Source organism: Variovorax sp. YR566 (assembly GCF_051992195.1).
In the GTDB taxonomy this organism is placed as follows: Bacteria; Pseudomonadota; Gammaproteobacteria; order Burkholderiales; family Burkholderiaceae_C; genus Variovorax.
Map to the genome: position 1 here is coordinate 2,002,466 of NZ_CP197092.1, position 22,996 is coordinate 2,025,461.

The 22,996-nt window shown below is 68.2% G+C and carries 24 protein-coding genes; 3 read left to right on the forward strand and 21 right to left on the reverse strand.

Going from position 1 to position 22,996, the window contains the following annotated elements; all coding sequences use genetic code 11:
- Nucleotides 1-10: 10 nt before the first annotated feature.
- From ACTG4X_RS09270 to pbpC, 3 genes are all read right to left on the reverse strand, one after another.
- Nucleotides 11-1,309 carry a CynX/NimT family MFS transporter gene (locus tag ACTG4X_RS09270; protein WP_440533669.1) on the reverse strand — a complete coding sequence of 433 codons (1,299 nt, stop codon included), beginning with the start codon at nt 1,307-1,309 and terminating at the stop codon, nt 11-13.
- Nucleotides 1,309-1,989 carry a FadR/GntR family transcriptional regulator gene (locus ACTG4X_RS09275; RefSeq protein ID WP_093049192.1) on the reverse strand — a complete coding sequence of 227 codons (681 nt, stop codon included), beginning with the start codon at nt 1,987-1,989 and terminating at the stop codon, nt 1,309-1,311. Before ACTG4X_RS09275 ends, ACTG4X_RS09270 begins: the two co-directional genes overlap by 1 nt.
- A gap of 94 nt (nt 1,990-2,083) precedes the next feature.
- Complete coding sequence (gene pbpC, locus ACTG4X_RS09280) at nt 2,084-4,339, reverse strand: penicillin-binding protein 1C (RefSeq protein ID WP_440533670.1); 2,256 nt, start codon at nt 4,337-4,339, stop codon at nt 2,084-2,086.
- Nucleotides 4,340-4,605: 266 nt separating this feature from the next.
- Between pbpC and ACTG4X_RS09285 the strand changes: the two genes are divergently transcribed.
- Nucleotides 4,606-4,815, forward strand: coding sequence for a thrombospondin type 3 repeat-containing protein (locus ACTG4X_RS09285; RefSeq protein WP_093049198.1), 210 nt, complete (start codon nt 4,606-4,608; stop codon nt 4,813-4,815).
- 70 nt (nt 4,816-4,885) lie between these two features.
- Here ACTG4X_RS09285 and ACTG4X_RS09290 read toward each other — a convergent pair whose 3' ends face one another.
- The 4 genes from ACTG4X_RS09290 to ACTG4X_RS09305 form a co-directional block, all read right to left on the reverse strand.
- Nucleotides 4,886-5,512, reverse strand: coding sequence for a LysE family translocator (locus ACTG4X_RS09290; RefSeq protein ID WP_440533671.1), 627 nt, complete (start codon nt 5,510-5,512; stop codon nt 4,886-4,888).
- A 46-nt stretch (nt 5,513-5,558) separates the two neighbouring features.
- Nucleotides 5,559-5,960, reverse strand: coding sequence for a GFA family protein (locus tag ACTG4X_RS09295; RefSeq protein ID WP_093075662.1), 402 nt, complete (start codon nt 5,958-5,960; stop codon nt 5,559-5,561).
- A 70-nt stretch (nt 5,961-6,030) separates the two neighbouring features.
- Entirely contained in the window at nt 6,031-6,312 is a 282-nt protein-coding gene (locus tag ACTG4X_RS09300; RefSeq protein WP_097199841.1) for a DUF2277 domain-containing protein, read from the reverse strand.
- 31 nt (nt 6,313-6,343) lie between these two features.
- On the reverse strand, nt 6,344-6,928 hold the full coding sequence (locus tag ACTG4X_RS09305) for a GNAT family N-acetyltransferase (protein WP_097199840.1): 585 nt from the start codon (nt 6,926-6,928) through the stop codon (nt 6,344-6,346).
- 126 nt (nt 6,929-7,054) lie between these two features.
- Here ACTG4X_RS09305 and ACTG4X_RS09310 point away from each other — a divergent pair, with 126 nt between their 5' ends.
- Nucleotides 7,055-7,465: a hypothetical protein gene (locus tag ACTG4X_RS09310; RefSeq protein ID WP_256330673.1), complete on the forward strand. Its 411-nt coding sequence runs from the start codon at nt 7,055-7,057 to the stop codon at nt 7,463-7,465.
- Between the two features lie 8 nt (nt 7,466-7,473).
- Here ACTG4X_RS09310 and ACTG4X_RS09315 read toward each other — a convergent pair whose 3' ends face one another.
- From ACTG4X_RS09315 to ACTG4X_RS09355, 9 genes are all read right to left on the reverse strand, one after another.
- Complete coding sequence (locus tag ACTG4X_RS09315) at nt 7,474-9,057, reverse strand: GMC family oxidoreductase (protein WP_440533672.1); 1,584 nt, start codon at nt 9,055-9,057, stop codon at nt 7,474-7,476.
- Nucleotides 9,054-10,451: an amidase gene (locus tag ACTG4X_RS09320; protein WP_440533673.1), complete on the reverse strand. Its 1,398-nt coding sequence runs from the start codon at nt 10,449-10,451 to the stop codon at nt 9,054-9,056. Before ACTG4X_RS09320 ends, ACTG4X_RS09315 begins: the two co-directional genes overlap by 4 nt.
- The gene (locus tag ACTG4X_RS09325) at nt 10,448-11,152 is read right to left on the reverse strand and encodes an ABC transporter ATP-binding protein (RefSeq protein ID WP_440533674.1); all 705 of its coding nucleotides are present in this window, start codon (nt 11,150-11,152) and stop codon (nt 10,448-10,450) included. Before ACTG4X_RS09325 ends, ACTG4X_RS09320 begins: the two co-directional genes overlap by 4 nt.
- Before the next feature lie 20 nt (nt 11,153-11,172).
- Entirely contained in the window at nt 11,173-11,892 is a 720-nt protein-coding gene (locus ACTG4X_RS09330; RefSeq protein WP_093049222.1) for an ATP-binding cassette domain-containing protein, read from the reverse strand.
- On the reverse strand, nt 11,889-12,989 hold the full coding sequence (locus tag ACTG4X_RS09335) for a branched-chain amino acid ABC transporter permease (protein ID WP_257014912.1): 1,101 nt from the start codon (nt 12,987-12,989) through the stop codon (nt 11,889-11,891). The genes ACTG4X_RS09330 and ACTG4X_RS09335 overlap by 4 nt, the downstream gene beginning before the upstream one ends.
- A complete protein-coding gene (locus ACTG4X_RS09340) occupies nt 12,986-13,852 on the reverse strand; it encodes a branched-chain amino acid ABC transporter permease (RefSeq protein ID WP_440533675.1) in 867 nt (288 codons plus the stop codon). The genes ACTG4X_RS09335 and ACTG4X_RS09340 overlap by 4 nt, the downstream gene beginning before the upstream one ends.
- Before the next feature lie 15 nt (nt 13,853-13,867).
- Nucleotides 13,868-15,094: an urea ABC transporter substrate-binding protein gene (locus ACTG4X_RS09345; RefSeq protein WP_440533676.1), complete on the reverse strand. Its 1,227-nt coding sequence runs from the start codon at nt 15,092-15,094 to the stop codon at nt 13,868-13,870.
- 84 nt (nt 15,095-15,178) lie between these two features.
- Nucleotides 15,179-16,696 carry an amidase gene (locus ACTG4X_RS09350; RefSeq protein ID WP_093049231.1) on the reverse strand — a complete coding sequence of 506 codons (1,518 nt, stop codon included), beginning with the start codon at nt 16,694-16,696 and terminating at the stop codon, nt 15,179-15,181.
- A 200-nt stretch (nt 16,697-16,896) separates the two neighbouring features.
- On the reverse strand, nt 16,897-18,006 hold the full coding sequence (locus ACTG4X_RS09355; RefSeq protein WP_440533677.1) for a substrate-binding domain-containing protein: 1,110 nt from the start codon (nt 18,004-18,006) through the stop codon (nt 16,897-16,899).
- A 142-nt stretch (nt 18,007-18,148) separates the two neighbouring features.
- Here ACTG4X_RS09355 and ACTG4X_RS09360 point away from each other — a divergent pair, with 142 nt between their 5' ends.
- Nucleotides 18,149-18,583: a MarR family winged helix-turn-helix transcriptional regulator gene (locus ACTG4X_RS09360; RefSeq protein WP_093049237.1), complete on the forward strand. Its 435-nt coding sequence runs from the start codon at nt 18,149-18,151 to the stop codon at nt 18,581-18,583.
- A 9-nt stretch (nt 18,584-18,592) separates the two neighbouring features.
- Here the strand turns inward: ACTG4X_RS09360 and ACTG4X_RS09365 are convergent, their stop codons facing one another.
- Genes ACTG4X_RS09365 through ACTG4X_RS09385 form a run of 5 tightly spaced genes read right to left on the reverse strand, consistent with a single transcriptional unit; the run spans nt 18,593 to nt 22,957 of the window.
- Nucleotides 18,593-18,946 (reverse strand): RidA family protein, encoded by a 354-nt coding sequence (locus tag ACTG4X_RS09365; RefSeq protein ID WP_093049240.1) that lies wholly within the window; start codon nt 18,944-18,946, stop codon nt 18,593-18,595.
- The gene (locus ACTG4X_RS09370) at nt 18,943-20,100 is read right to left on the reverse strand and encodes an NAD(P)/FAD-dependent oxidoreductase (RefSeq protein WP_097199835.1); all 1,158 of its coding nucleotides are present in this window, start codon (nt 20,098-20,100) and stop codon (nt 18,943-18,945) included. Before ACTG4X_RS09370 ends, ACTG4X_RS09365 begins: the two co-directional genes overlap by 4 nt.
- Nucleotides 20,097-21,476 (reverse strand): NAD(P)/FAD-dependent oxidoreductase, encoded by a 1,380-nt coding sequence (locus ACTG4X_RS09375; RefSeq protein ID WP_097199834.1) that lies wholly within the window; start codon nt 21,474-21,476, stop codon nt 20,097-20,099. The genes ACTG4X_RS09370 and ACTG4X_RS09375 overlap by 4 nt, the downstream gene beginning before the upstream one ends.
- Entirely contained in the window at nt 21,466-21,831 is a 366-nt protein-coding gene (locus ACTG4X_RS09380; RefSeq protein ID WP_093075650.1) for a (2Fe-2S)-binding protein, read from the reverse strand. Before ACTG4X_RS09380 ends, ACTG4X_RS09375 begins: the two co-directional genes overlap by 11 nt.
- Nucleotides 21,821-22,957: an NAD(P)/FAD-dependent oxidoreductase gene (locus tag ACTG4X_RS09385; protein ID WP_440533678.1), complete on the reverse strand. Its 1,137-nt coding sequence runs from the start codon at nt 22,955-22,957 to the stop codon at nt 21,821-21,823. The genes ACTG4X_RS09380 and ACTG4X_RS09385 overlap by 11 nt, the downstream gene beginning before the upstream one ends.
- Nucleotides 22,958-22,996 lie beyond the last annotated feature (39 nt).

The window sequence follows — 22,996 nt, forward strand, 5'->3', positions numbered from 1 at the left end:
GCAGACCTGCTCAGTGCCGGGGCACGGTCGTCGTGCCCACGTGCATCGTGCGGCCGGCGCCCAGCCCCGCGACGACGAGCGCGATGCCCAGCCCGATGAAGAGCCACGACGAGGCGCGAAAGCTCCCCGTCCAGCCGTGCAGCAGCCCGGCCACCAGCGGACCGAAGGCCGCCACCATGTAGCCCACGCCCTGCGCCATGCCCGAGAGGTGCGCGGCCACGTGCGAGTCGGGCGAGCGCAGCACGATCATCGTGAGCGCCAGCGCGAAGGTGCCGCCCTGCGCAATGCCCAGCAGCACGGCCCAGGCCCATACCCCACCGAGCGGCGCGAACAGCATCGCCAGCATGGCGCCCACCGTGAGCATCGCCAGCACCACGGCCAGCCCGCGCTGGTTGCGCAGCTTCACCGCCAGCGCCGGCACCACGAGGCAGGTGACCACCTGCGTCATGACCGACAGCGACACCACGTAGCCGGCTGTTTCGCTGCCGAGGCCGCGCTCGCGCAATATCGGCGCGAGCCAGCCCATCACGATGTAGGCAAGGGCTGATTGCAGCCCCATGAAGAAGGTGACCTGCCACGCCAGCCTGTCGCGCCACAGGCCACGCACCGTGAAGCCCGATTCGCTCGCCACAGGCTTGAGCGGCAGCGCCTGCGGCGCCCAGATCAGCGTGACCAGCGCGGCCGGCAGCGCCCACATAGCGAGCGCCATGGTCCAGCCGCCGCCCAGCGCGTGCTCGATGGGCACCGTGAGGCCGGCGGCGCTGGCCGCGCCGCCGCACACGGCCATGGTGTACAGGCCCATCATCAGCGCCGCCTGCGCCGCGAAGTCGCGCTTCACCAGGCCCGACAGCAGCACGTTCGACACCGCGATGCCGCTGCCCGCGATGGCCGAGGCCAGGAACAGCAGCGGAATGTTGCCGGTGCCGCGCAGCACCGTGCCGACCAGGATCAGCACCATGCACGCGAGCAGCGTTCGCTCTGTGCCGAAGCGCCGGCCCAGGCTGGGCGCGAGCGGCGCGAACACGCCGAGGCAGACGATCGGCAACGTGGTCAGCAGGCTCGCGGCGGTGGACGAGAGCCCGGTGGCCTTGATGATTTCCGGCAGCACCACCGAGAGGCTGGCGAACACCGGGCGCAGGTTGAAGGCGATCAGCACCACGCTCGCGCCGAGCAGGATTCGGCGGGCGAGTGTTGGTGCGGGTGTGGGGCGCGGCATGGGCAGGCTGTCGGCTTCGGCGTCGATCAGCAGGTCGTTGCTTGCGTGGCGCGTAGTGGCGCCGTTGCCCTGCGCGAAAGTGGCCGAACTCATCACGAGCCCAGCGCCAGCGCGTTGATCATCGGCGCCATGAAGGTGCGCACCGCCGCGGCGGCCACGTCGGGGTCGCGGCTGGCAATGCCTTCGACGATGGCGCGGTGCGCGGCCTCGTCGGGCTCGGGCAGGTTGCTGCTGCCCAGCGAACTCGCGATGGTTTCCTTGATGTAGCCCGTGATGAAGCGGCAGGTTTCGGCCAGCGCGAGATTGCCCGACACGTCGACGATGGCGAGGTGAAAGGCGAGGTCGCGTTCGATGAAGCCCGCGCCGTTGTCGCTGGCGTCGAAGGTGCCGCGCTTGTCCAGCAGGGTGTGCAGGCGGCGCAGGTCGCGCGCCGTGTGGCGCACCGCCGCGAGCCGTGCGGCCTCCACTTCGAGCGCGCGGCGCACCTCGAACTGGTCGCGCAGGCTGGCCAGGCGCATCTTCTGCAGGCTGGACGACGGGTCGAACCCTGAGCGAACGTAAGTGCCCGAGCCCTGGCGCACTTCGAGCAGCCCGCGCGACACCAGCGTCTTGACCGCCTCGCGCACCGTGCCGCGGCTCACGCCCAGCAGTTGCGCGAGCTGCGGCTCGATGGGAATGCGGGAGCCGACGGCCCAGCGGCCGGCGGAGATTTCGGCGCGGATGCTGTCGGCAGCGGTGTCCGCCAGAGAGGTGCGAGGGGCTTGGGCGAGCATCAGGTGGGCCTAGTCATTCAATGATTGGACGAATTTTGCCGTCCGAAGCCCGGACTGTACATCCGGTGATTGGCCCGGACGGCAACCGGGCCAATTACCGGCGCGCGCTTTTCGTCACCACGCCCGCGCCGCGCACTTCGAGCCGGCGCTGGTCGACCACCTTGCCGCTGGCGTCCACCAGTTCGATCACGTGGCGCCCGGGCCAGGGAAACCACTGCACGCTGTTGCCGCGCGCAAACGGCTTGCCGTCGACGCGCCACTGCACGCCGCGGCCTTCCGAGTCGAAGCGCACGCGCTGGCGCTGGGGCGGAATGTCGGGGTCGAGCGCGATGATGGTGCCGTCGGTCGGCGCGGTGATGCGCGCCGAGACGGTGTCGGCCGCCATGCCGGTGTCGAGCGCGAACAGCGGCTGCTCGGTGCCCTGCAGGAACCATTCGCTGCGCGCCGCTTCGAGCGGGTTGCCGTCGACGCCGGGGCCGAAGCTCACGCGCGTTTCGACGAGGCCCGGCGGCGGCGCGGGCGCGCGGCTCGGCTCGCGTGCGTGCAGGAAGCGCATTACCTCGGCCCACACCGGCGCTGCGCCGCTGGTGCCGCTCACGTCCCACATCGATTCGCCGCTGGCGTTGCCGACCCACACGCCCACCGTGTAGCGCTGCGACCAGCCCACGGCCCAGTTGTCGCGCATGTCCTTGCTGGTACCGGTCTTCACGGCCGTCCAGAAGCGGGTGGAGAGGATGCTGTCGAGGCCGAAGGTGCGCGTGCGCGCGTTCGGGTCGGAGAGGATGTCGCCGACGATGAAGGCGGCGCGCGGGTCGAGCAGCGGCGGGGCGCCTGCCTTCGTCTTGTCCGCAGGCACAGGTGGCCGCGCGGTCAGCGTCGTCGTGCCGTAGCGCCCGCCGTTGGCCAGCATGCGGTAGGCATTGGTGAGCGACAGCAGCGACACCTCGGCGCTGCCCAGCGCGAGGCTGTAGCCGTAGTAGTCACCGCTCTCGCGCAGCGGCAGGCCGGCGGCGCGCAGTTCGCGCGCGAAGGCCTCGGGCGACACCATCACCAGCGTGCGCACCGCCGGCACGTTGAGCGACGCAGCCAGCGCGGTGCGCGCCGATACCGGGCCCTTGAACCGGCGGTCGTAGTTCTGCGGAATGTAGAGGCCGCTGGCGGTGCTGATCTGCGCCGAAGAATCCTCGATCAGCGAGGCCGCGGTGATGCGCCGCTCGGCAATCGCCTGGCCGTAGAGCAGTGGCTTGAGCGTGGAGCCAGGCTGGCGCAAGGCGGTGACGCCATCGACCTCGGCCGCCTGGCTCAGCGGACCGGAGGAGCCGACCCAGGCGAGCACTTCGCCCGTCGCGTTGTCGAGCACGACGAGCGAACCGTCTTCCACATGGCGCTCGCGCAATTCGCGCAGGTGGCGCTGCAGGGAGTCGAGCGCAAAGCGCTGCAGCGGTGCGCGCAGCGTCGTTCGCACGCCGACTTCCCTGTCTTTCTCCTTCGGCCGCTGGGCGAGGGGCGGGGCGGGGGCTGCCCCCGCATTCGCGTCCCTCAGTTCCCGCAGCACACGCCGCGCCGCATGCGGCGCAATCCCTTCGTTCGCCTCGAAGGCCTTTCGCTGCACCGCCGCGCTGGTGAACATGTCGAGCGCCTCGCAGTCGGTCTTCTGCTGCGGCTCCATCGCGCGCAGCACCTCGCAGGCGCGCTGCGCCACCACGGCGGGCTTGGCATTCGGCGCGCGCACCAGCGCCGACGCAACGGCCGCCTCGCGCGCATCGAGCCCGCTCGGCGCCTTGCCGAACAGCGTGCGCGAGAGCGCGTCGATGCCCACGATCTCGCCGCGGAACGGCACGGTGTTGAGGTACGCCTCCAGGATCTGGTCCTTGCGCCAGTTGCGCTCCAGCTGCGCGGCCGCCACCGTCTGCCCGATCTTCTGCGTGAAGCTGCGCCCGCTCGAGTTGCGGCGCAGGTCTTCGTCGAGCAGGCCCGACAGCTGCATCGTGATGGTCGAGGCGCCGCGTGTGCGCGTGTTCCACAAGTTGCCCCAGGCGGCGGCAGAGACCGCGCGCCAGTCGATGCCGCTGTGCTCGTAGAAGCGCTTGTCCTCGCTCAGCACCATGGCCGTGCGCAGCGCGGGCGACACATCGGCCAGCGCGGTCCACTGGCCGCGACGCACGGTGGGGTCGGTGCGCACGCGCTGCAGCAGCTCGCCGTTGCGGTCGAGCACCGCGGTGTCGGACGAGCGGAAATCGCGCTTCACTTCCTCGAAGCTGACGAGAGCCCAGGCAGGGTGCGCGCAAGCCACGGCCAGCAGGGCAGCGGCGAGGGTCTTGCGGGCGGGAATGAGGGGCGCGAGCTGCATCGAAAAGATTCGTGTCCGAAAGGCGTGAGGCCACGACATTCTCGGCGATGCACCACGGGAACCTCGCCTACTTGGGGACGGGCGACCCGCCGCCTTGCCGGAGCTGGAACTCCGGCTCAGAGTTCTCTGCAGGTTCCACATCCGGTAACGAACTTCACGCGGGGGCTTCAATGCGGAAACCCAACGCGTACCGGCGTGGCCTTCAATGCAGTACCGGCTCGCAGGAGGCGAACCCCGGTTTCACAAACACTCCAAGGAGAACTCACATGACGAAGACATTGGCGATCCTGCTGGCCGCATCGGCCATCCTGGCCGGCTGTGTGGTCGCACCCTACGACCGTCCGCCACCGCCGCGCGGCCAGCACTACGGCGACCGCGATCGCGACGGCGTGCCGAACCGCTATGACAGGGACCGTGACAACGACGGCGTCCCCAACCGCTACGACCGCAATCCGAACAACCCGTACCGCAACTGAGCGGCAACGAAAGAAAAGGCCGCGAAGCATGGCGCTTCGCGGCCTTTTTTCATGGGGCTGCGCGGGGCGGCTACACCGGGCGGCGTGCCATCAGAGCCCAGATGCCCGCCGCGCTCAGCAGCGAGCCACCCGCGAAGTTGAAGCGCCGCTGCGCGCGCGGCGACGACAGCAGCTTGCGCGCCGAGCCAGCGAACACTGCATAGAGCGTCGCGTTGGTCGCCGCCAGCACCACGAAGGTGACGGCCAGCACCCAGAGCTGGCGCGTCACGTCGGCCGTCGGGCTGATGAACTGCGGCAGGAAGGCCACGAAGAACACGATGCCCTTCGGGTTCAGCGCCGTCACCAGGTAGGTGTTGGCGAACAGCCGCAGCCGCGATGCGGGCGCGGCCGGCGCGGCCACCTCGGTGGACGAGATGCCCGCGCGCAGCAGCTTGATGCCGAGGTACAGCAGGTACAGCCCGCCCACGCACTTGACTACCGTGAACCAGAAGGCCGATGTGGCCAGCAGCGCGCCCAGCCCCAGCAGCGACACCACCAGCGCCGTCGAGTCGCCGAGCGCCACGGCCGCCACCAGCGGCACGTTGGCGCGGCGGCCGTGCGACATGGAATAGCTGATCACCGTGAGGATGGTCGGCCCCGGAATGATCAGCATGACGGCGGAGGCCGCGACGAAGGCGAGCCAGAGTTCGATGGGCATGTGCATATCTCCAGATGGTGGTTTGTGCGGGAAGCGGTTCTCTTCGTCAGATTCCGATGGCTGTGCGCGCGACGTGCCAGGTGCCGCGGTGTCCGTCCACGTAGCTTATCGGCGAGTTGGCGAGGTCGTCGAGGTCCATGTCGTCCAGGCAGGTCACGTTCACGCCATAGGCGCTCGCGCCGGTCTCGGGCGAATGGCCCACGCCGAAGGAGCGCACGCTGCAATGCCTGCAGACGATGTAGTGGCTGTTGCGGGTGTCGAGCATCTGCTCGCTGAGTTCGGATTCGCCTTCGATCAGCCGGAAGGCATCGGTCGCGACGATGGCGGGCCAGAAGCGGGTCTTGGTGCAGATCGAGCAGTTGCAGCGCAGGGTGCCCAGGCTCAGGTCGATATCGGCTTCGAATCGAACGGCGCCGCAATGGCAGCCGCCCGTGTAGGTCTTTTTCATACGCTCGGAATTCGCATGGTGGTGCTGGAGAGCACCATATCAAAGGCGATGCCGCGACGCTGGCGGCAGGTTATCCGGCGGGGGTGCTGCCGAAGCGCACGGCGGCGCGGGCCTTGGCGCGCTCGGCCTCGATGGCCCGATCGCGCGGCTCGGCCGTGGTGACCAGCGAGTCGATCAGCCGCGCCGCGGTGGCGGCCACCTCATCGACCGCGCGTTCGAAGGCTTCTTCATTCGCCCTGGACGGCACGCTGAAGCCGCTGAGCTTGCGCACGAACTGCAGCGCGGCGGCGCGGATCTCCTGCTCGGTGGCCGGCGGCTCGAAGTTGTAGAGGGTCTTGATGCTGCGGCACATGGGCACTCTCCATTTGGTTCATGCGCGACATTCATGCACGGATTCGCGCTTCCAGTTGCTGTTTTACCGCCGGCCACTCGTCGTCGATGATGCTGAAGCGCACCGAATTGCGCTTGCGGCCGTCCGGCATGATGCGTTCGTTGCGCACGACGCCTTCCTGCTTCGCACCGAGCCGAAGAATGGCCGCGCGCGACTTGGCATTGATCTCGTCGGTCGTGAGCTGCACGCGCACGCATTGCAGTTCTTCGAAAGCGTAGCGCAGCATCAGCAGCTTGGCCTCGGTGTTGACGAAGGTCTTCTGCCATGAGGCCGCGATCCAGGTGCTGCCGATTTCCAGCTTGCGGTTGATGCGGTCGATCTTCCAGAAGCGCGTGGAGCCGATGACCTTGCCGGTCTCGCGCAGCACGGTGGCGAAGGGCATCACGGTGCCGGCGTCCCGGCCGGCGAGGGCGTTGCCGATGTAGGCATCGACGGTTTCGGCCGAGGGCACGACGGTGAACGGCAGGCTCCAGAGTTCGCCGTCAGAGGCTGCCTCGGCGAGCGCCGCTGCGTCGGAAGCGAGCAGCGGGCGCAGCAGAAGGCGAGGGCCGGTGAGTGAGGGTTGCGCGAGCGACATGAACAGGACGATAGCCGATGACCCCGGGGCAGGGCAGCCACCAGTGGACGGCAGCGGGCCAATGCCCATAATGTGCCGGTCGTCCCAAGCCCCATGGCGTGGAGGAAAACCAAGATGTCTGCTGCCATGTTTGCCGCCCTGTTCTTCACGGTGGCACTTCTCGTCACGACGGCTTACTTCATCATGGGTTCCATCCCGCTCCTGGTGCTGAAGCACGACACGCCGCTCGACGCCCGCTTTGTGCGGGGCTTCTTCAACATCTACTACCGCGCCGCATTCGTTACCGCGGCTGCAACGGCCGTCAGCTTTGCATTTGCGGGTCGCCCGGGGCTCGCGGTGGGTGCTGCGGCGCTGGCGTTGATTGCCGTCGCGCTGCGCAAGAAGGTCATTCCCAAGATGGACGCGCTCGGGGCGCAGATCCAGTCCAACTACATGGATGCGATCCCGGGATTCCGCAGGACTCACATCACCGCAATCCTGATCAACCTCGCCCAGCTCGTGGCGATCGTGTGGAGCCTCATTGCCTTGAGCCGGTAACGGGCGGCTCAGGGGGCGATGAAGTGCGCCGCACGCTCCGCCACCATCACCGTCGGTGCATTCGTGTTGCCCGAAACCATGCAAGGGAACACCGAGGCATCGGCCACATAGAGGCCTTCGATGCCATGAACCTTCAACGTCGGGTCCACGACTGCCAGGTCGTCGATGCCCATCTTGCAGGTGCTGGTCGGGTGATACAGGGTGGATGCGTGGCCGCGAACGAAATCGCGCAGCTGCGCATCGCTGACTGCGCCCGCACTGGCTGAAATCTCATCGCCGAGGTGTTCGGCGATGGGCGCCTGGCGCAAGATCTCCCGGTTCAGGCGGATGCCTTCCACCAGAAGCTGCAGGTCGCTACCCTGCGCGTCGCTGAAGTACCGAGGGTCGATGGCCGGCGCCTCGAGCGGATCGGCGGAACGCAGGCGCAGCTCGCCATGGCTCTGCGGTCGCTGCAGGACCGAGAAAAGCGTGATGCCCGGGCCTGCCGAGAGATGGCGGTTGTGGTCGCGGTTGGCGCTGGGGATGCAATAGAGCTGAAGGTCGGGGTCGCCGGTGCCGGGCCCGACGCGCGCGAAGCCCCCGCATGAAGACCAGTTCGAGGCGAGCGGTCCGCTGCGGTCTTGCTCCCACAGCTTCATGTGGAGCGCCGCTTCCTCGTCCGCAGCCTGTGCAATGCCGAACCGCTCGTGCGTGGCACAGGTGATGGAGGCATTGACGTGGTCCTGCAGGTTCTTGCCGACGCCGGGCAGGTCGATCAGCGGGCGTATGCCGACGCGGGAAAGCTCGTCGGCCGCACCGATGCCCGAGTTCAGCAGCAGGTGAGGCGAGCCCACGGCGCCTGCACAGAGCACCACCTCGGAAGAGGCGGTGATGCGTCCGGGAATCCCGTTGTGAAGAAACTCCACGCCGGTCGCCCGCGTACCTTCGAAGATCAGGCGCAGGAGTGTCACGCCGGTGTGCAGGGACAGGTTGGGACGCGCCAGCGCGGGCGCCAGGAACGCACTGCCGGTGCCGAAGCGCGCGCCGTCCTTCACCGTGGCCTGGAACAGCCCGACGCCTTCCTGGCGCGGGCCATTGAAATCTTCGTTCGCCGGCAAGCCGGCTGCCTGCGCGGCCTGCAGCCAGAGGCGTTCCACCGCGTCGACGTGCGCGATGTCGGAGACGACCAGCTCCCCTTCGCTGCCGTGCAGGGGCGAAGCGCCAAGCCGAAGGTTCTGCTCGGACCGCTTGAAGAACGGCAGTACCTCTTTCCAGCTCCACCCGTTGCATCCGGCCGCTGCCCAGCGGTCGTAGTCGGAGGGCACGCCGCGCATGTAGATCATCGCGTTCAGGGCGCCCGATCCACCGACCATCCTGCCTCTGGGCCAGTACAGGCGCCTTCCCTTGCAACCTGGCTGCGGCTCGGTATGAAAGCTCCAGTCCACCTCGGTGTTCAGCATCGACGACCACAGCGCCGGAATGCTGGAGGCGCGGGGCGGGGCCCTGCCCGCCTCGAGCAGCAGCACCTTGCGGGCCGGATCGGCCGACAGCCGGTTCGCCAGCACGCAGCCTGCGGTGCCGGCGCCCACGATGATCGTGTCGTACGCCTTCAAAGCGCCGGATGCCGCTGGTGCCAGTCGGTCGCCTGCTGAAAGGCCCAGCCCGCGCGCACAAGCAGTTCTTCCTCGAAATGGCGGGCGACGAACTGGAAGGCAACCGGCGTGCCGGCCTCGGTGAAGCCGCCCGGCAGCGTGATCGTGGGGCTGCCGCTCATGTCGAAGGGGCATGTGTAGCGCAGCATGGCGGACATCAGCGCGGCGTCCTCGCCGAAGGTGGCCATGCGCGCGAGCGTGGGCGACGCCACGCCGTGGGCCGGCACCAGCAGCAGGTCGATGCCCTCGAACATCGCCCGCACCCGGCCGCTGAAGGCATGGCGGTTCAGCACGATCTTCTGGTAGTCCATGCCGCTCTGTGCGCGGCCGAGGTCGAGCAGGCCGGACAGGGCCGGGCCGTACATGTCCTTGCGTGCGGGGTAGGTCGACTCGTGCACCACGGCCGCCTCGATGCCGCAGAGCGGAAACCAGTCGGCGATGACCTGCGCCGGGTCGGGGAAGGCAACTTCGCGCACTTCGGCGCCCAGCTCGCGCACGGCCGCGAGCGCGCCTTGCATCACCTTCAAGGTCTGCGCGTCGACGCCCTCGCCATTCCAGCGTGCGTCGATGCCCACGCGCAAGCCGCGCAGGCCTCGCTGCATGCCCGCCAGGTAGTTGGGCACGGCCGCCAGGCTCGCGGTCGGGTCCTTGGGGTCGGCGCCCGCGATGGCGCCGAGCATCGCGCCCGCATCGGCGGCGCTGCGCGTCATCGGGCCGATGTGGTCGAGTGTCGCGGCCAGCTCGAAGGCACCGTAGCGGCTCACGCGGCCCCAGGTCGGCTTGAGGCCGGTGAGCCCGTTGGCGGCGCTGGGGAAGCGGATCGAGCCGCCCGTGTCGGTGCCCAGCGAGCCATAGCAAAGCCCCGCCGCGGTCGCGACGCCCGAGCCGCTCGACGACGCGCCCGACCAGTGCGCCGCATTCCACGGATTGACTGGCGGCGTGACCGTCGGGTGGTGGTCGGCATAGGCACTCTCGGTCAGCTGCAGCTTGCCGAGGATCACGGCGCCGGCCTCGCGCAGCTTGCGCACGGCCGTGCCGTCCTCGGTGGGCACGAAGTCCCGGTAGAGTGTCATGCCGGCGGCAGTGGCCACGCCTTCGGTCCAGCACAGATCCTTTACCGCGACCGGCACGCCATGCAGCGGCCCGCGAATCTGGCCCTTTGCGATCTCCGCCTCGGCGCGGCGCGCTTCGGCCAGCGCCTGATCGGCCGTCACCATCGCATAGCTCTTCAGCGCGCCGTCGACCTTGCCGATGCGGTCGAGCTGTGCTTGCGTAACCTCGACCGGCGAGAGCTCCTTGCGCTGGATGCGCTGGCCGATGTCCACCAGCTCGAGGTAATGCAGTTCGTTGCTCATCCATGGACTCCTGTGTATTGACTCATGATTTCGAAATCGCCGAGGTGCTCGCGCGGGATCTCCCCGCCGATCTGGCCGCGCTTGATGACGAGCACTCGCTGCGACACGGCGGCGATGAACTCGAGGTTCTGCTCCACCAGCACGATCGTGAGCTTCATGCGGTCGCGCAGCGCCGCCAGCGTTTCGGCGATCTCCTCGATGATCGAAGGCTGGATGCCTTCGGTGGGCTCGTCGAGCAGCAGCAGCGTGGGCTTTCCGGCCAGTGCGCGGGCCAGCGCCAGCAACTGCTGCTCGCCGCCCGAGAGCGAACCGCCGGGCCGTTCGAGCAGCGGCTTGAGGCGCGGAAAGTCCTCCAGCAGCGCCTCGATGGTGTGCAGCGTGCGCTCGCCGGTCTTCACCAGGCCCATGCGCAGGTTGTCCATCGCGCTCAGCGTCGGAAAGATCTCGCGCCCCTGCGGCACGTAGGCCATGCCCAGGCGGGCTCGCGTATGTGGCGCAAGGCGCGTGACGTCGGCATCGCCGAAGCGCACGGTGCCCGATGTGGCACGCAGCGCGCCGATCAGCGTGCGCAGCATGGTGGTCTTGCCCATGCCGTTGTGGCCGAGGATGCCGACCGATTCGCCTTGTGCGATCTTCAGCGAGATGTCGTGCAGCACGGGGATGGCCCCGTAGCCTGCGTGAAGACCCGATACGTCCAGCATGTTGTGGTGCGCCTTCGGGGTCAGTGCGGCTTCTTGCCGAGGTAGATCTGCTGGATCAGCGGGTCGCTCATGATGCGGTCCGGCGTGTCCTCCTTGATCACGGCGCCCTGGTGCAGCACGGTGACCTTCCTGGCGATCATGCGGATGAAGTTCATGTCGTGTTCCACCACCACCAGCGCATGCTGGCGGTTGATTTCCAGAATGAGTTCGGCCGTGCGCGCCACCTCGGCGTCGCTCATGCCGGCGGCCGGTTCGTCGAGCAGGATCAGCGGCGGATCGGCCGCGATCACCACGCCGATCTCGACCCACTGCCGCATGCCGTGCGCCAGCAGCCCGGCCGTGACGTCGCGGTAGGCATGCATGCCCACGCGTTCGAGCGTCTCGCGCGTGATGCGGTCGGCCTGCGCGGTGCTGTTCAGGCGCCGCGCCGAGAGCCACACGTTCTCCCACACGCTCAGCCCGTTGAAGAGGCTCGGCACCTGGGTCTTGATGCCGATGCCCAGGCGGCCCGGGTCGTGCGGCTGCATCTTCGAGATGTCCTGGCCGCGGAACAGGATCTGGCCCGAGGTCGGCTTGACCTGGCCGGTCAGCAGCTTGAAGAAGGTGCTTTTGCCGGCGCCGTTCGGGCCGATCACGCAGCGCAGCTCGGCTTCGGCCAGCGTGAAGTTCACGTCGCGCGTGGCGTGCACGCCGCCGAAGCGCACGTTGAGGTTGCGGGTCTCGATCAGGGGTGTCGTCATGGGGCCGTCTCCGTTGCGGCCAGCGCGTGCGGCGGCGCTTCGACCGGGGCCTTGGGGGCTGCCGCGGGCGAGGCCGCCTTCGGGGCATGGGCCGGCGTCTTGCGCAGGCGCCGCCAGGCCATGTCGATCAGGTCGCCGAGGGTCGGCACGATGCCGCGTGGCACCAGCAGCACGAAGACCACCAGGATGCCGCCGAGCACCAGGTTGGAATTGAAGGTCTGCTGCGTACCGATCTGCGAGGTGAGCCACTGGATGGCGATGCAGCCGACGATCGGCCCGACCAGCGTGCCCAGGCCGCCGACGATGACCCAGATGATGATCTGCGCCGACTGCCCGAGGCCGAAGATGGTGGGGCTCGTGAATGCACCCCAGTTCGCGAACAGGCAGCCCGCCAGGCCCGCGATGGCGCCGCCCAGCGTGAAGCTGAAGAGCTTGTAGGCGCGCGCGTCGTAGCCCAGCAGCAGCACGCGCTGCTCGTTCTCCTTGGCCGCGACGATCACGCGGCCGATCTTCGAGCTGATCAGCACGCGCAGCCCCAGGTAGACCAGCAGCAGGCAGCTGAAGGTGACGTAGAACAGGTCCTTCGGCGTGAGCACCTCGTCCTGCTGCCCGGGCCAGTTGAGCGTCGGTATTGCCGGGATGCCGTTGAAGCCGCCCAGCGGCGCACTGCCGATGCGCCACTCCGGCCCGGCGGTCGAGTTGATCAGGTTGAACAGGATCAGCGTGACGGTGAGGGTGATCACGCCCATGTACACGTCCGACAGCCGGCCGTAGAAGATCACGTAGCCCAGCAGCGCGGCGAACAGCGCGGGGACCACGATCGCGAGCAGGAAGGGCACGGTGCTGTCGCCCATGTTCATCATCGCGATCGCGTAGGTGTACGAGCCGAGCCCGAAGAAGGCTGCCTGCCCGAAGCACAGGATGCCGCCGAAGCCCCAGATGAAGGCCAGGCTCACGCCGAGGATCGACATGACGGCGTAGATCGTGACTTCGATCAGCGTGTAGTCGTCCATCACGCCGGGCAGGCCGAAGAGCAGCGCGACGCCAACGGCCAGGCTGATCGCCGCGCTGGCCCAGGACTTGGCAAAACGATTCACAGGGACCCCTTGAAGAAACGCCCGGTGATGCCTTGCGGCAGCAGCCGCAGCATCACGATCGCGGCCACGAGCAGCGCCACCTCGCCCAGCACCGGCGTGGTCACGAAGGTCGCGAGCTGGTTGATGGCGCCGAACAGCGTCGATGCGCCGATCAGGCCTGCCAGGATGGCCGGCCCGCCGCCGATCACGGTGATGAAGGCCTTGGCCACGAAGGCGGCGCCCATGGTCGGCACCACGCCCGTCAGCGGCGCGAGCAGCCCGCCGGCCAGGCCGGAGAGCGCGGCGCCCACCGCGAAGGTGACCGAGTACACGCGGCTCGGGCTGATGCCGAGTGCGTTCGCCATGTCGGGCTTCTGCATGGTGCCGCGTGCGATCAGGCCCAGCTGCGTGCGCGTGAGCACGAAGCGGATCGCGAGCGACAGCACCACGGCAACCGCGATGATCACCAGCGTGTAGCCGCTGACCGAATAGGCGCCGACGGAGAAACTGCCCAGCGGCGCCGAGACGCCGGCCGTGGTGTTGCCCGCCACCGAGGTGACGATGCCCACCAGCAGCAGCGACAGCCCCCAGGTGGCCAGCATGGTGTCGACCATGCGGCCGTAGAGGCGGCGGATGACCAGCCGCTCCAGCACCACGCCGACCAGGCCCACCGCGATCGGCGCGACGATGAACATCGCGATCCACAGGTTGATACCGATCTTGAGCGCCGCGATGACGGCATAGGCACCGAGCATCATGAACTCGCCGTGCGCGAGGTTGATGACCTTCATCATCCCGAAGATGACGGCCAGCCCGGCCGAGACGATGACCAGGCTCGCCACCGCGTAGAGCACCTGGATGAGAACGACGAGTGCGAGATCCATGCCGGTGCCTTGCCTTCAGACCTTGATCACGTACTGCTGGTTGTCCTTCGGATTCTTCACGAGGTTGCAGACCGCGCTGGTGTCCACCGGTTGCTGCTGCTGGAAGGTCTCGACGATGTTGAGCTGCTTGTTGCGCACCTCTGCGATGCTCACGTTCAGCACGCAGTGGTGGGTTGCCGGGTCGAGCGAGACCTTGCCGCTCGGGCCGTCGATGCTGATGCCGGTCTCCAGGGCGGCGATCATCTTCTCGCGGTCCAGCGAACCGGCCTTCTTCACGCCCTCGGCCCAGAGCTTGAAGCCCTGGTAGGTACCCATCGCGAGTTCGGTGATGTTGGGATAGTCGGTGCCGAAGCGCTTGTAGAAGCGCTCCTTGAAGGCCTTGTTCTGCGGCGTGTCGAGGTTCTGGAAGTAGTTGTAGGAGATGAGAAAGCCGTCGGCCTCGGCCTGCGACAGCACGATGTGCTCGTTGCCGCCCGCAAACGTCGTGGACGCGAGCGGGATCTTCTTCGTCAGGCCCGCGGCTGCCCACTGGCGGTAGAAGGAGATGTGCGCGCCGCCGACCAGCGCCGAGACGATCATGTCGGGCTTGGCCGCCTCGATCTTCGAGATGGTCGGGCCGAAGTTGGTCACGTCGAGCGGGAAGAAGTCGATGGAGGCGACCGAGCCGCCGTTCTCCTGCACGAACTTCTTGACCCATTGCGAGGTGATCTGGCCGTAGTTGTAGTCGGCCGCCACCACGTAGACCTTCTTGCCCCACTTCTTCATCGCGTAGGGAATGAGCTTGGCGACGGTCTGGCCGGGCGTGACGCCGGTGCAGAAGGTGTTGCGGTCGCACACGCCTCCTTCGTACTGCGTGTTGTAGAAGTACAGCGTCTTGTTGCGCGTGAGCACCGGCCGGATCACCTCGCGCGAGGCCGAGGTGATGCCGCCCATCACGACCGTCGACTTGTCCTTCAGCGCCGATTGCTGCGCGAACTGCGCATAGAGCTGCATGTTCGACTGCGGGTCGTAGGTGGCCAGCCTGATCTTCTTGCCCAGCAGGCCGCCGGCGGCGTTCTGCTCCTCGACCGCGAGCGTCATGCAGTCGGCCATCGGCTTGCCGTAGATGTCCAGCCCGCCCGACATGTCGACGATGCTGCCGACGACGATCTCGTCGGCGGCCATGGCTGCCATCGGAAACAGCGGCACCGCGGTGCCCGCCAGGGCAGCGGCCGAAGACTGGATGAAGGAACGACGATCCATGGAACTAACTCCTCGTTGCTCGGCGGGCGCAGCCGCCACTGTGTTGTCGGGAAGGGCAGGAACAGAAGAAAGCGGGCGAAAGCGTCAGATGGCTTTCCAGTCGCCGGCCTGCTCGAAGGCATAGGCGGCGCGGTAGATGGTGGCCTCGTCGTAGCAGCGGCCGGTGAGCATCATCCCGACCGGCAGGCCGTCGATCAGCCCGCAGGGCACGCTCATCGAGGGATGGCCGGTGACGTCGAAGGGGCAGGTGTTGGGCAGCACCTCGAAGGCGCGCGTGACCACCTCCTCGATGCTGGCGCCGGGCGCCGGCAGCGGCGTGGCCGTGATCGGCAGCGTGGGCATCAGCAGCAGATCGACATCGGACAGGGCGCTGTCGTAGGCCGCGGTCAGCTGGCGGGCCAGGTTCTGCGCCTTGGCGTAGTAGTGGCCGCGGTAGTGCTTGATGAAATACTCGCCCAGCACCATGGTGAGCTTGAGCGTTTCGGAGAGCTCGTCGGCGCGGTGCTTCCAGCCGGCGTGGAAGTCGACCATGCTGGTGACGTAGAGCCCCTTCCAGTTGAAGCCGTGGCCGTTGTCTTTCATCATCTGCTGGGTGGCGCCCTCGGCGGCAATCGGCAGCCAGATCGCCGGGCCGACCGAGTGCATGGGGACCGACACCTCGCTGACGATCGCGCCCAGCCGGGTGAACACCTCGGCCGCCTTGCGCACCTTGGCACCGACGGCGGGGTCCGACTGGGGCCAGCCGAAGCCTTCCTTGACGATGCCGATGCGCAGGCCGCGCACGCCGTCCTTCATGAGTTCGCTGTAGGGCTTGGCGACCTGGCCCGCATGCTGGCGGGGGTCGAGTCCGTCGGGGCCGGCCAGCACCTCGAGCATCAGCGCGTTGTCGGTCACGTTGGCCGTCATCGGGCCGGTGTGGTCGATGGTGAGTTCGATCGGCATCACGCCGGTGTAGGGCACCAGGCCGTGGGTGGCCTTCATGCCGTAGATGCCGCAGTAGGACGCCGGCATGCGGATGGAGCCACCCTGGTCGCCGCCGATCGCGAGGTCGACCTCGCCCGCTGCCACCAGCGCCGCGCTGCCCGACGAGGAGCCTCCGGCCGAGTAGCCCATGCGGTGCGGGTTGTGGACCGGCCCGGAGGCACTGGTGTGCGAGCCGCCCGAGAAGCAGAAGTATTCGCAGACCGACTTGCCCACCACCGTGGCGCCGGCATCGAGCAGCCGGGTGACGACGGTGGCGTCGACGTTCGGCACATAGCCTTCGAGCGTGGAGGCGCCGTTCATCATCGGCACGCCGGCGAGGCAGACGTTGTCCTTGAGCACCACGGTCTTGCCGGCGAGCTTGCCCTCGGCCTTGCCCTTGATCGTGGTCTTGACGTACCAGGCGCCGTACTTGTTTTCTTCGCCCAGGGGGCGGTAGCCGGGCGTGCGCGCATAGCTCACGACAGGCAGGTAGTCGGGCATCGCGTCGACTGCGTCGTAGGCGTCGAAGTTGGCCTGCAGCAGCGCGTTGTAGCTGCTGGCCTGCGCTTCGGACAGATGGATGCCCAGGCCCAGGGCAACGTCCTGCAGCTGGTCGAGGGTGGGGCGCTTGATGGCCATGAGCGGGCTCCGCGTTCTTCGTTGAGTGGGCGCCGGCAGCCCCGAAGAGGCGGCCGGATCGGCGTTGCGTCGGCCTTGCCGCACCGTGCGAAGCAGCGGGCGCCTACAGGCTCGTCACGGCTTTATTCTGTGTGCCGATATTTTCCAAGTCAAGGATTTTATTTTCCTTGGAAAATAAAACACAACCGTTCTCAGCTCACTCAAAGTCGCGTGATGACGCGAAACGCATTGCCTTCGGCCCGGGCCAGATAGATCGGCGTGCGGTTCACTCCATCGCCCTGGTAGTCGGCTTCCCGCGCGCTGCGGTAGTGGATCGGCGTGCCGCCCAGGTGTTCCAGGCAGGCCATGGGCTGCCTGCTCCCGGCGAACAGCGCGCCCAGGAAATGCATGCCCTCGTAGGTCGACTGGCCGAAGGTGTTGAGAGTCGGCGCGCGCTCGCCGAAATGCGCGTGGTAGCGCTCCTTGAAGGCCAGGTTGGCCTCCGTGTCGAGCGTGGCGAAGTAGCCGCAGGCCATGTAGAGGTCTTCCGCGTTGTCGGCGCCGATGCCCAGGAGTTCGTTCTCCCCGATGGCGCAGGACAGCCGCAGCATGGCGCGCGACAGGCTCGTGCGGCCGAAGGCCCGGTTGAACTCGATGGCATCCTGTCCGATGAGCGAGAGCAGGACGGCGTCGACGCTGCCCTTGTGGAGCGCGTCGAGCACCTGCGAGAAATCCGTGGTTCCGAAGGGAACGTACGTCTCTCCGACCAGCTCGCCGCCGGCTTGCGCGATGTAGCCGCGCGCCATCCGGTGCGAGATGTGCGGCCAGATGTAGTCGTTGCCGACCGCGAACCAGCGCCGCGGGTGCTTGTGGCGGCCCAGCCAGCCGATCGCCGGCTGCAGCTGGCGTGCGGCGGTCTCGCCGATCGCGAAGACGCCTGGCGTGGATTCCCCGCCTTCGTACAGCGGCGTATAGACGATCGGGATCTGTCCCCCCACGGCGCGCAGGATGCGATGGCGCACGGCGCTGGTGTGCATGCCGATGATGGCGTCGATGTCGCCGGCCTGCACCAGTTCGGTCAGCGTGGCTTCGATGTCGGCCGAATCGCCCGCGGCATTGACGGTCAGCAGCCGGCATGAGCGGCCCCCGATGCCCGCGTCGCGGTTGAGCTCGGCCTGCGCCAGCTTGGCGCAGGCGAGGGAAGAGGGAGCCCATATGCCGGCCGTGCCGCCCAGCGGCACGCACAGCGCGATGTTGAGTTCCTGGCGCGCAAGCAGGGGCCGCGGCCGTTGCGCGCGGGCCGCAATCCTGTTCGATGAGAGGGCGGGCATGGGACGAGTGACCGGTGCGGAGGATGGAAGGACGGCGACTGGGGCTGAGCATGCTGCAAAAATCGCGCCAATACTTTCCAAGGCAAACGATTCTGCGTAGACTCACCCGCATCCGATTCCGACGCAGACCGCCCCGCCGCCCATGCCCGAGCAAGACATTTCCCAGTACCTGGCCTACCTGCTGGCCTCCGCCAACCGGCGCATGCGCATCGGCCTGGCCCAATCCATCGCCGCGGAAGAGGTGACGGAAGAGCACTGGCGCATCCTGCAGGTGCTGGCCGACGAGCAGGGGCGTTCCATGGGCGACCTGGCGGAAACCGTCCTGCTGAACCACCCGGCGCTGACCAAGAACATCGACAAGCTGGTGAGCCGCGGGCTGGTGCAGCGCGCAGCCGACGCCACCGACAGCCGCAGGGTGCTGGTCTACATCAGCGACCTGGGCCTGGAAACGGTCTCGCGCCTGAAGAAAAGCGTGGACGCGCACCACGATGTCATCGAAGAAGCGCTGGGGCCGCGCAAGACCAGCCAGCTCAAGAAGCTGCTCGAGAACTTCATCGACGAGTGCGAAGCGCCCTGACGCGACGCCCTACAGCGCCGCCGTCACGATGATCTCGACGCGCAGGTCGGGTGCTGCCAGCCTGGCCTCGCAGGTGGCCCGCGTGGGCATGGCATCGGCGGGAATCCACTCTGCCCAGGCGGCGTTCAGGCCGGCGAAATCTCGGTCGATGTCCTGCAGCCAGATCTGCACCGACAACAGGCGCGACTTGTTCGTGCCGACGCTCGCAAGGTAGCCGTCGATCTTGGCGAGGATGTCCGCGGCCTGCGCCTGGGCGTCGCCGCTGCGGTCGTTCGCGGTGACGCCTGCGACGTAGACCACCGAGTTGTGCACGACGATGCGGGAAAGGCGTGCGTTGGAGTCGTAGCGCTGGATGTCGCTCATGATGGTTGTCCTTGCTGGAGTGGTTGAAAAGTTGCGGCCGCTCGACGCGCGAAGCGGTCGACGGCAAAGGCTTCGATGGGCAGCGTGCTGCGGCCTTCGGTCACGAGCTCGGCAACGATCTGCCCGCCGATCGGCCCGAGCTCGAAGCCGTGCGCAGAAAAGCCGAAGGCATGCACGAGGTTCGGCGCCGCGCGGCTCGGGCCGATCACGGGAATACCGTCGGGCATGAAGGCCTCGACGCCGGCCCAGGCGCGGTTGACGCCCAGCGGCTTCAGGTGCGGGAACAAGTCGGTCACCGTGCGCGCGCTGCGGGCGAGCTTCGGCATGTCGACGATGCCATGCCGCGCGTCGAGGTCCGCGGTGCAGCGCAGCCCACCGCCGATCAGCACCGTGCCGTTCGCGAACTGCTTGAAGGACAGCGGCCGGCCGGTCGCGCCGAGCACCGGCGTGACGAAGGGCGGTGCACGGTGCGTGATCATGAGCATCAGCCCGCCCCCTTCGACCGGCACCGGGTCACCGGCCTGCGCGGCCAGCGTGCCGGCCCAGGCACCGGCGGCGTTGACCAGATGGGTGGCATCGAAGCTGCCACGCGTGGTTGCCACGTGCCAGCGGCCGGCGCGATGGTCGATGCGTTCGACGCGCGTCTCCTCGTGCACTTCTGCGCCGGCGCGCTGGGATGCCAGCCGGAATGCGGTGACGGCGCGGTACGGCAAGGCATGGCCGTCATCGCGCACCCAGATGCCGCCGACGACGTGCGGCGCAATGGCGGGCACGAGTTCGCGCACCTGTTTGGCGTCGACGAATTCTTCATGGCCGAAGCCAAGCGAATGCAGACGCGCAACGGTGTCGCGCAGCGTCTGCAGTTCCTCATCGGTCTCGGCAACCTTCAATTGGCCGCTGGGCGCAAAACCCGCGTCATCGCCGACGAGTTCGGCCAGCCGGTGCCACATTGTTCGCGACGCCAGCGCGAGCGGAATCTCGGCGACGTGGCGCCCGAGGGTTCGCACGCCGCCCGCGTTCACGCCGGAAGCATGGCGGCCACAGAACTCGGCCTCGAGCACGATGACCGCCAGCCCGCGCTGCGCAAGATGCAGCGCGCTCGACAGGCCGTGCAGGCCGCCGCCAACGACGATCACATCCGCCGATCGCTTCATTCCGCGCCCGCGAGCTCGCCCAGCGAGATCGGCTTGATCGGCGGCCGGATGCGGTAGTAGCCCACTTCGGCCGGCGTCACGCCGCGCGCGTCCGCGATCAGCTCAGTCACGGTCAGGCCGCACTGGCGCCCCTGGCACGGGCCCATGCCGCAACGCCCGAAGGCCTTCGCCTGGTTCGGTCCGTCGCAGCCGAGCGCCACGAAATGCCGGATGGCGCCGGCAGCGACTTCCTCGCAGCGGCACACGATCACGTCGTCTGCCGGAATGCGGTTGGCCTTCTTGGGCCGGTACAGCGCATCGAGGAAGGGGCGGATGCGCAGGTGCTCGCGCAGCGCCGCGCGAAGCGGCTCGGCAAGCTTGTCGCGCTCCGCGGTGGTGATCCGGCCGAGCCCGTGCATCGCGCCGAGCGCCGCAAGCTCGCCCTGCTGCGCCGCCGCCAGCGCACCACCGATGCCGAGGCCATCGCCGGCGACGTGGATGCCGGGCACGTCGAGCGCACCCCAGGCATCCGCCTCGGGCCGCCAGCACAGTTGCGCGTCGTCCCAGGTGTGCCCGGCCCGCAGCGACCAGGTGAATTGCGTGTTCGGCACCACGCCGTGGTGCAACAGAAGGGTCGAGGTTTCGATGCGATGCGCCTTGCCGCCGGCCGTGAAGCGCAGCGCCTCCACGCCGTCATCGCCTTCCGCTGCGAGGTTCTCGGCACCGGTGTGGAAGGGCACACCGGCGCGCTTCAGCACACGCATGAGCGACAGCCCTTTCTTCAGGTAGCGCCAGCCGGCCAGCGCGCCGCCGAGGTGCGAGAGCGCGCGGCGGTAGTCTTCCATCGACGTCGTGTCGACCAGCGCGCGAATTGGCACGCCCGCGCGCACGTACTGCCAGCCGAGCAGGTAGAGCAGCGGTCCGCAGCCCGCGAGCACGACGGGCTCGGCCGGCACCACGTCGGCGCTCTTCAGCAGGATTTGCGCAGCGCCAGCGGTGAGCACGCCCGGCAGCGTCCAGCCCGGGATCGGGAACGGACGCTCCATGGCGCCCGAGCAGAGCACGACGCGTCCGGCCTGCAGCGTTGAGGTCGCGCCGTCGCGCAGGTAATGCACAGCGCCTTCGGGCGTCACCTGCCAGACGGCGGCGTTGGTCAGGTGCCGGGCGCCGCTTGCAGCGAAGGCATCGGCGAGCGAGCGGCCGGCGGCGTAGTCCGGCCCGAGCAGGTCGACCCGGCGCGCCGGCGCGTCGGTGATGGCGCGATAGATCTGCCCGCCCGCACCGCGTTGCTCGTCGAGCACGACGACGCTGGCGCCGAGCCGCGCGGCAACGATGGCGGCCGACATGCCGGCCGGTCCGGCGCCAACGATGGCGATGTCGCAACGTTCATTCGACATGCGCGGCCTCTTCGGCTATCACGGCATCAGCGCCGTCGAAGGAACGCAGGCCGGCCTGCGTCTTTACCTGCATGCCTTCGGCCACCGCGACGAGGCAGCTCTGCCGGTTGGGCTGGCCGTCGATATCGACCAGGCAATCGAAGCACGCGCCCATCATGCAGTAGGGCGCGCGCGGCGCCCCGCTCACGGGCGTGGTGCGGAAGGTAGAGACACCGTTGGCGAGCAGGGCCGCGGCCACGCTGCAACCGGCCGGAGCCTGCAGGCCACGGCCATCGAAAAACAGGTTGACCATCGGCTCGCCGCGCGGCGAAGCATCGGCCGGAACCAGGGAGCGAAAGCGGACGTTAGTGGGCATGTTGGAAGGTCTCGTTGCCGTTGAGGAAGCGGTCACCGCTGAAAGATTCGATGCCGGCCGGTGCGCCGTCCCCGGCGCTGCCGGCGATCCACGGCGCGATGGAGAACGCATGGTTGGCGGCCAGCGTCACGCCGCTGTGACAGGTCACGACGAATGCGCCAGGGCACTGCGTCGATGCTTGGTAGATCGGAAAGCCGTCGGGCGTCATCACCCGCAGCGCGCCCCATGCGCGCACCAGCCGCAGGCTCTCCAGCGCCGGAAAGCTGCGCACGCCGCGACGCGCGATGGTGCTCAGTACGTCGGCGGTCGTGCCGTCGTCGAGGCCGACGTCCTCGAGCGAATCGCCGAGCTGGATCGTGCCTTCGTCCGTCTGGCGCACGTAGGTGGTCGGATGGTCGAGAAAGCGGGCGACGCGTTCGCCGACCAGCACCTGGCCCCGGTTGGGTTGCACTGGCGCAAAGAGGCCGACCTGCGGCGCCAGCTCGCGGTTGCCGAGGCCGGCCGCGAGCACCACGCGCGGCGCGTGCCATATGGCCGTGCCGGCCTCGATCTCGAAGCCGCCGGCCTGCGGCGTGATCCGCGTCGCCCGGCTGCCCTGCGCGAAGCGCACGCCGTGATGGCGGCAGGCCGCGTGCAGCGCCCGCAGCAGCTTCAGCGGATTGGCGTGGCCATCCATCCGCGTATAGCTCGCGCCGGCGACCGCGGGCCCGATGCCGGGCAGCCGTGCCTTGAGCGATGCGTGGTCCAGCATTTCGAAGGAGTAGTTGCCGTCGAGCGCGTCGCTGATGCTGCGCATGCGCGCTTCGCGTGCCTGCATCTCCTCGTCGGAAAAGCAGAAATGAAAGCCGCCGGGCTGGCGCAGCTGCACGTCGATGCCGGTGTCGGTATTCAGTGCCTCGGCGAGCTGCGGCCATTGCGCGGCCGACCTCATCGTCCAGCGCGCATACGGCGTCATGCCGAAGCCCTTGCCCTGGACCCATACGAGTCCGAAGTTGCCGCGCGACGCACGAAAGGCATCGTCGCCCTCGTCGAGGACGGTCACGCGAGTGCCGTTGCGCGCCGCGCCGTAGGCCAGCGCGGTGCCGACCAGGCCGCCGCCGACGACGATCAAATCACTTGTGTTCATGGAATGCAGAAAAAGAAATGCCCGGATGCGAGCAGATGG

Bases quoted from the DNA above. Each gene is read 5' to 3' on its own strand.
- ACTG4X_RS09270 (WP_440533669.1), bottom strand. From the start codon at position 1,309: ATGAGTTCGGCCACTTTCGCGCAGGGCAACGGCGCCACTACGCGCCAC.
- ACTG4X_RS09275 (WP_093049192.1), bottom strand. From the start codon at position 1,989: ATGCTCGCCCAAGCCCCTCGCACCTCTCTGGCGGACACCGCTGCCGAC.
- pbpC (WP_440533670.1), bottom strand. From the start codon at position 4,339: ATGCAGCTCGCGCCCCTCATTCCCGCCCGCAAGACCCTCGCCGCTGCC.
- ACTG4X_RS09285 (WP_093049198.1), top strand. From the start codon at position 4,606: ATGACGAAGACATTGGCGATCCTGCTGGCCGCATCGGCCATCCTGGCC.
- ACTG4X_RS09290 (WP_440533671.1), bottom strand. From the start codon at position 5,512: ATGCCCATCGAACTCTGGCTCGCCTTCGTCGCGGCCTCCGCCGTCATG.
- ACTG4X_RS09295 (WP_093075662.1), bottom strand. From the start codon at position 5,960: ATGAAAAAGACCTACACGGGCGGCTGCCATTGCGGCGCCGTTCGATTC.
- ACTG4X_RS09300 (WP_097199841.1), bottom strand. From the start codon at position 6,312: ATGTGCCGCAGCATCAAGACCCTCTACAACTTCGAGCCGCCGGCCACC.
- ACTG4X_RS09305 (WP_097199840.1), bottom strand. From the start codon at position 6,928: ATGTCGCTCGCGCAACCCTCACTCACCGGCCCTCGCCTTCTGCTGCGC.
- ACTG4X_RS09310 (WP_256330673.1), top strand. From the start codon at position 7,055: ATGTTTGCCGCCCTGTTCTTCACGGTGGCACTTCTCGTCACGACGGCT.
- ACTG4X_RS09320 (WP_440533673.1), bottom strand. From the start codon at position 10,451: ATGAGCAACGAACTGCATTACCTCGAGCTGGTGGACATCGGCCAGCGC.
- ACTG4X_RS09325 (WP_440533674.1), bottom strand. From the start codon at position 11,152: ATGCTGGACGTATCGGGTCTTCACGCAGGCTACGGGGCCATCCCCGTG.
- ACTG4X_RS09330 (WP_093049222.1), bottom strand. From the start codon at position 11,892: ATGACGACACCCCTGATCGAGACCCGCAACCTCAACGTGCGCTTCGGC.
- ACTG4X_RS09340 (WP_440533675.1), bottom strand. From the start codon at position 13,852: ATGGATCTCGCACTCGTCGTTCTCATCCAGGTGCTCTACGCGGTGGCG.
- ACTG4X_RS09345 (WP_440533676.1), bottom strand. From the start codon at position 15,094: ATGGATCGTCGTTCCTTCATCCAGTCTTCGGCCGCTGCCCTGGCGGGC.
- ACTG4X_RS09350 (WP_093049231.1), bottom strand. From the start codon at position 16,696: ATGGCCATCAAGCGCCCCACCCTCGACCAGCTGCAGGACGTTGCCCTG.
- ACTG4X_RS09355 (WP_440533677.1), bottom strand. From the start codon at position 18,006: ATGCCCGCCCTCTCATCGAACAGGATTGCGGCCCGCGCGCAACGGCCG.
- ACTG4X_RS09360 (WP_093049237.1), top strand. From the start codon at position 18,149: ATGCCCGAGCAAGACATTTCCCAGTACCTGGCCTACCTGCTGGCCTCC.
- ACTG4X_RS09365 (WP_093049240.1), bottom strand. From the start codon at position 18,946: ATGAGCGACATCCAGCGCTACGACTCCAACGCACGCCTTTCCCGCATC.
- ACTG4X_RS09370 (WP_097199835.1), bottom strand. From the start codon at position 20,100: ATGAAGCGATCGGCGGATGTGATCGTCGTTGGCGGCGGCCTGCACGGC.
- ACTG4X_RS09375 (WP_097199834.1), bottom strand. From the start codon at position 21,476: ATGTCGAATGAACGTTGCGACATCGCCATCGTTGGCGCCGGACCGGCC.
- ACTG4X_RS09380 (WP_093075650.1), bottom strand. From the start codon at position 21,831: ATGCCCACTAACGTCCGCTTTCGCTCCCTGGTTCCGGCCGATGCTTCG.
- ACTG4X_RS09385 (WP_440533678.1), bottom strand. From the start codon at position 22,957: ATGAACACAAGTGATTTGATCGTCGTCGGCGGCGGCCTGGTCGGCACC.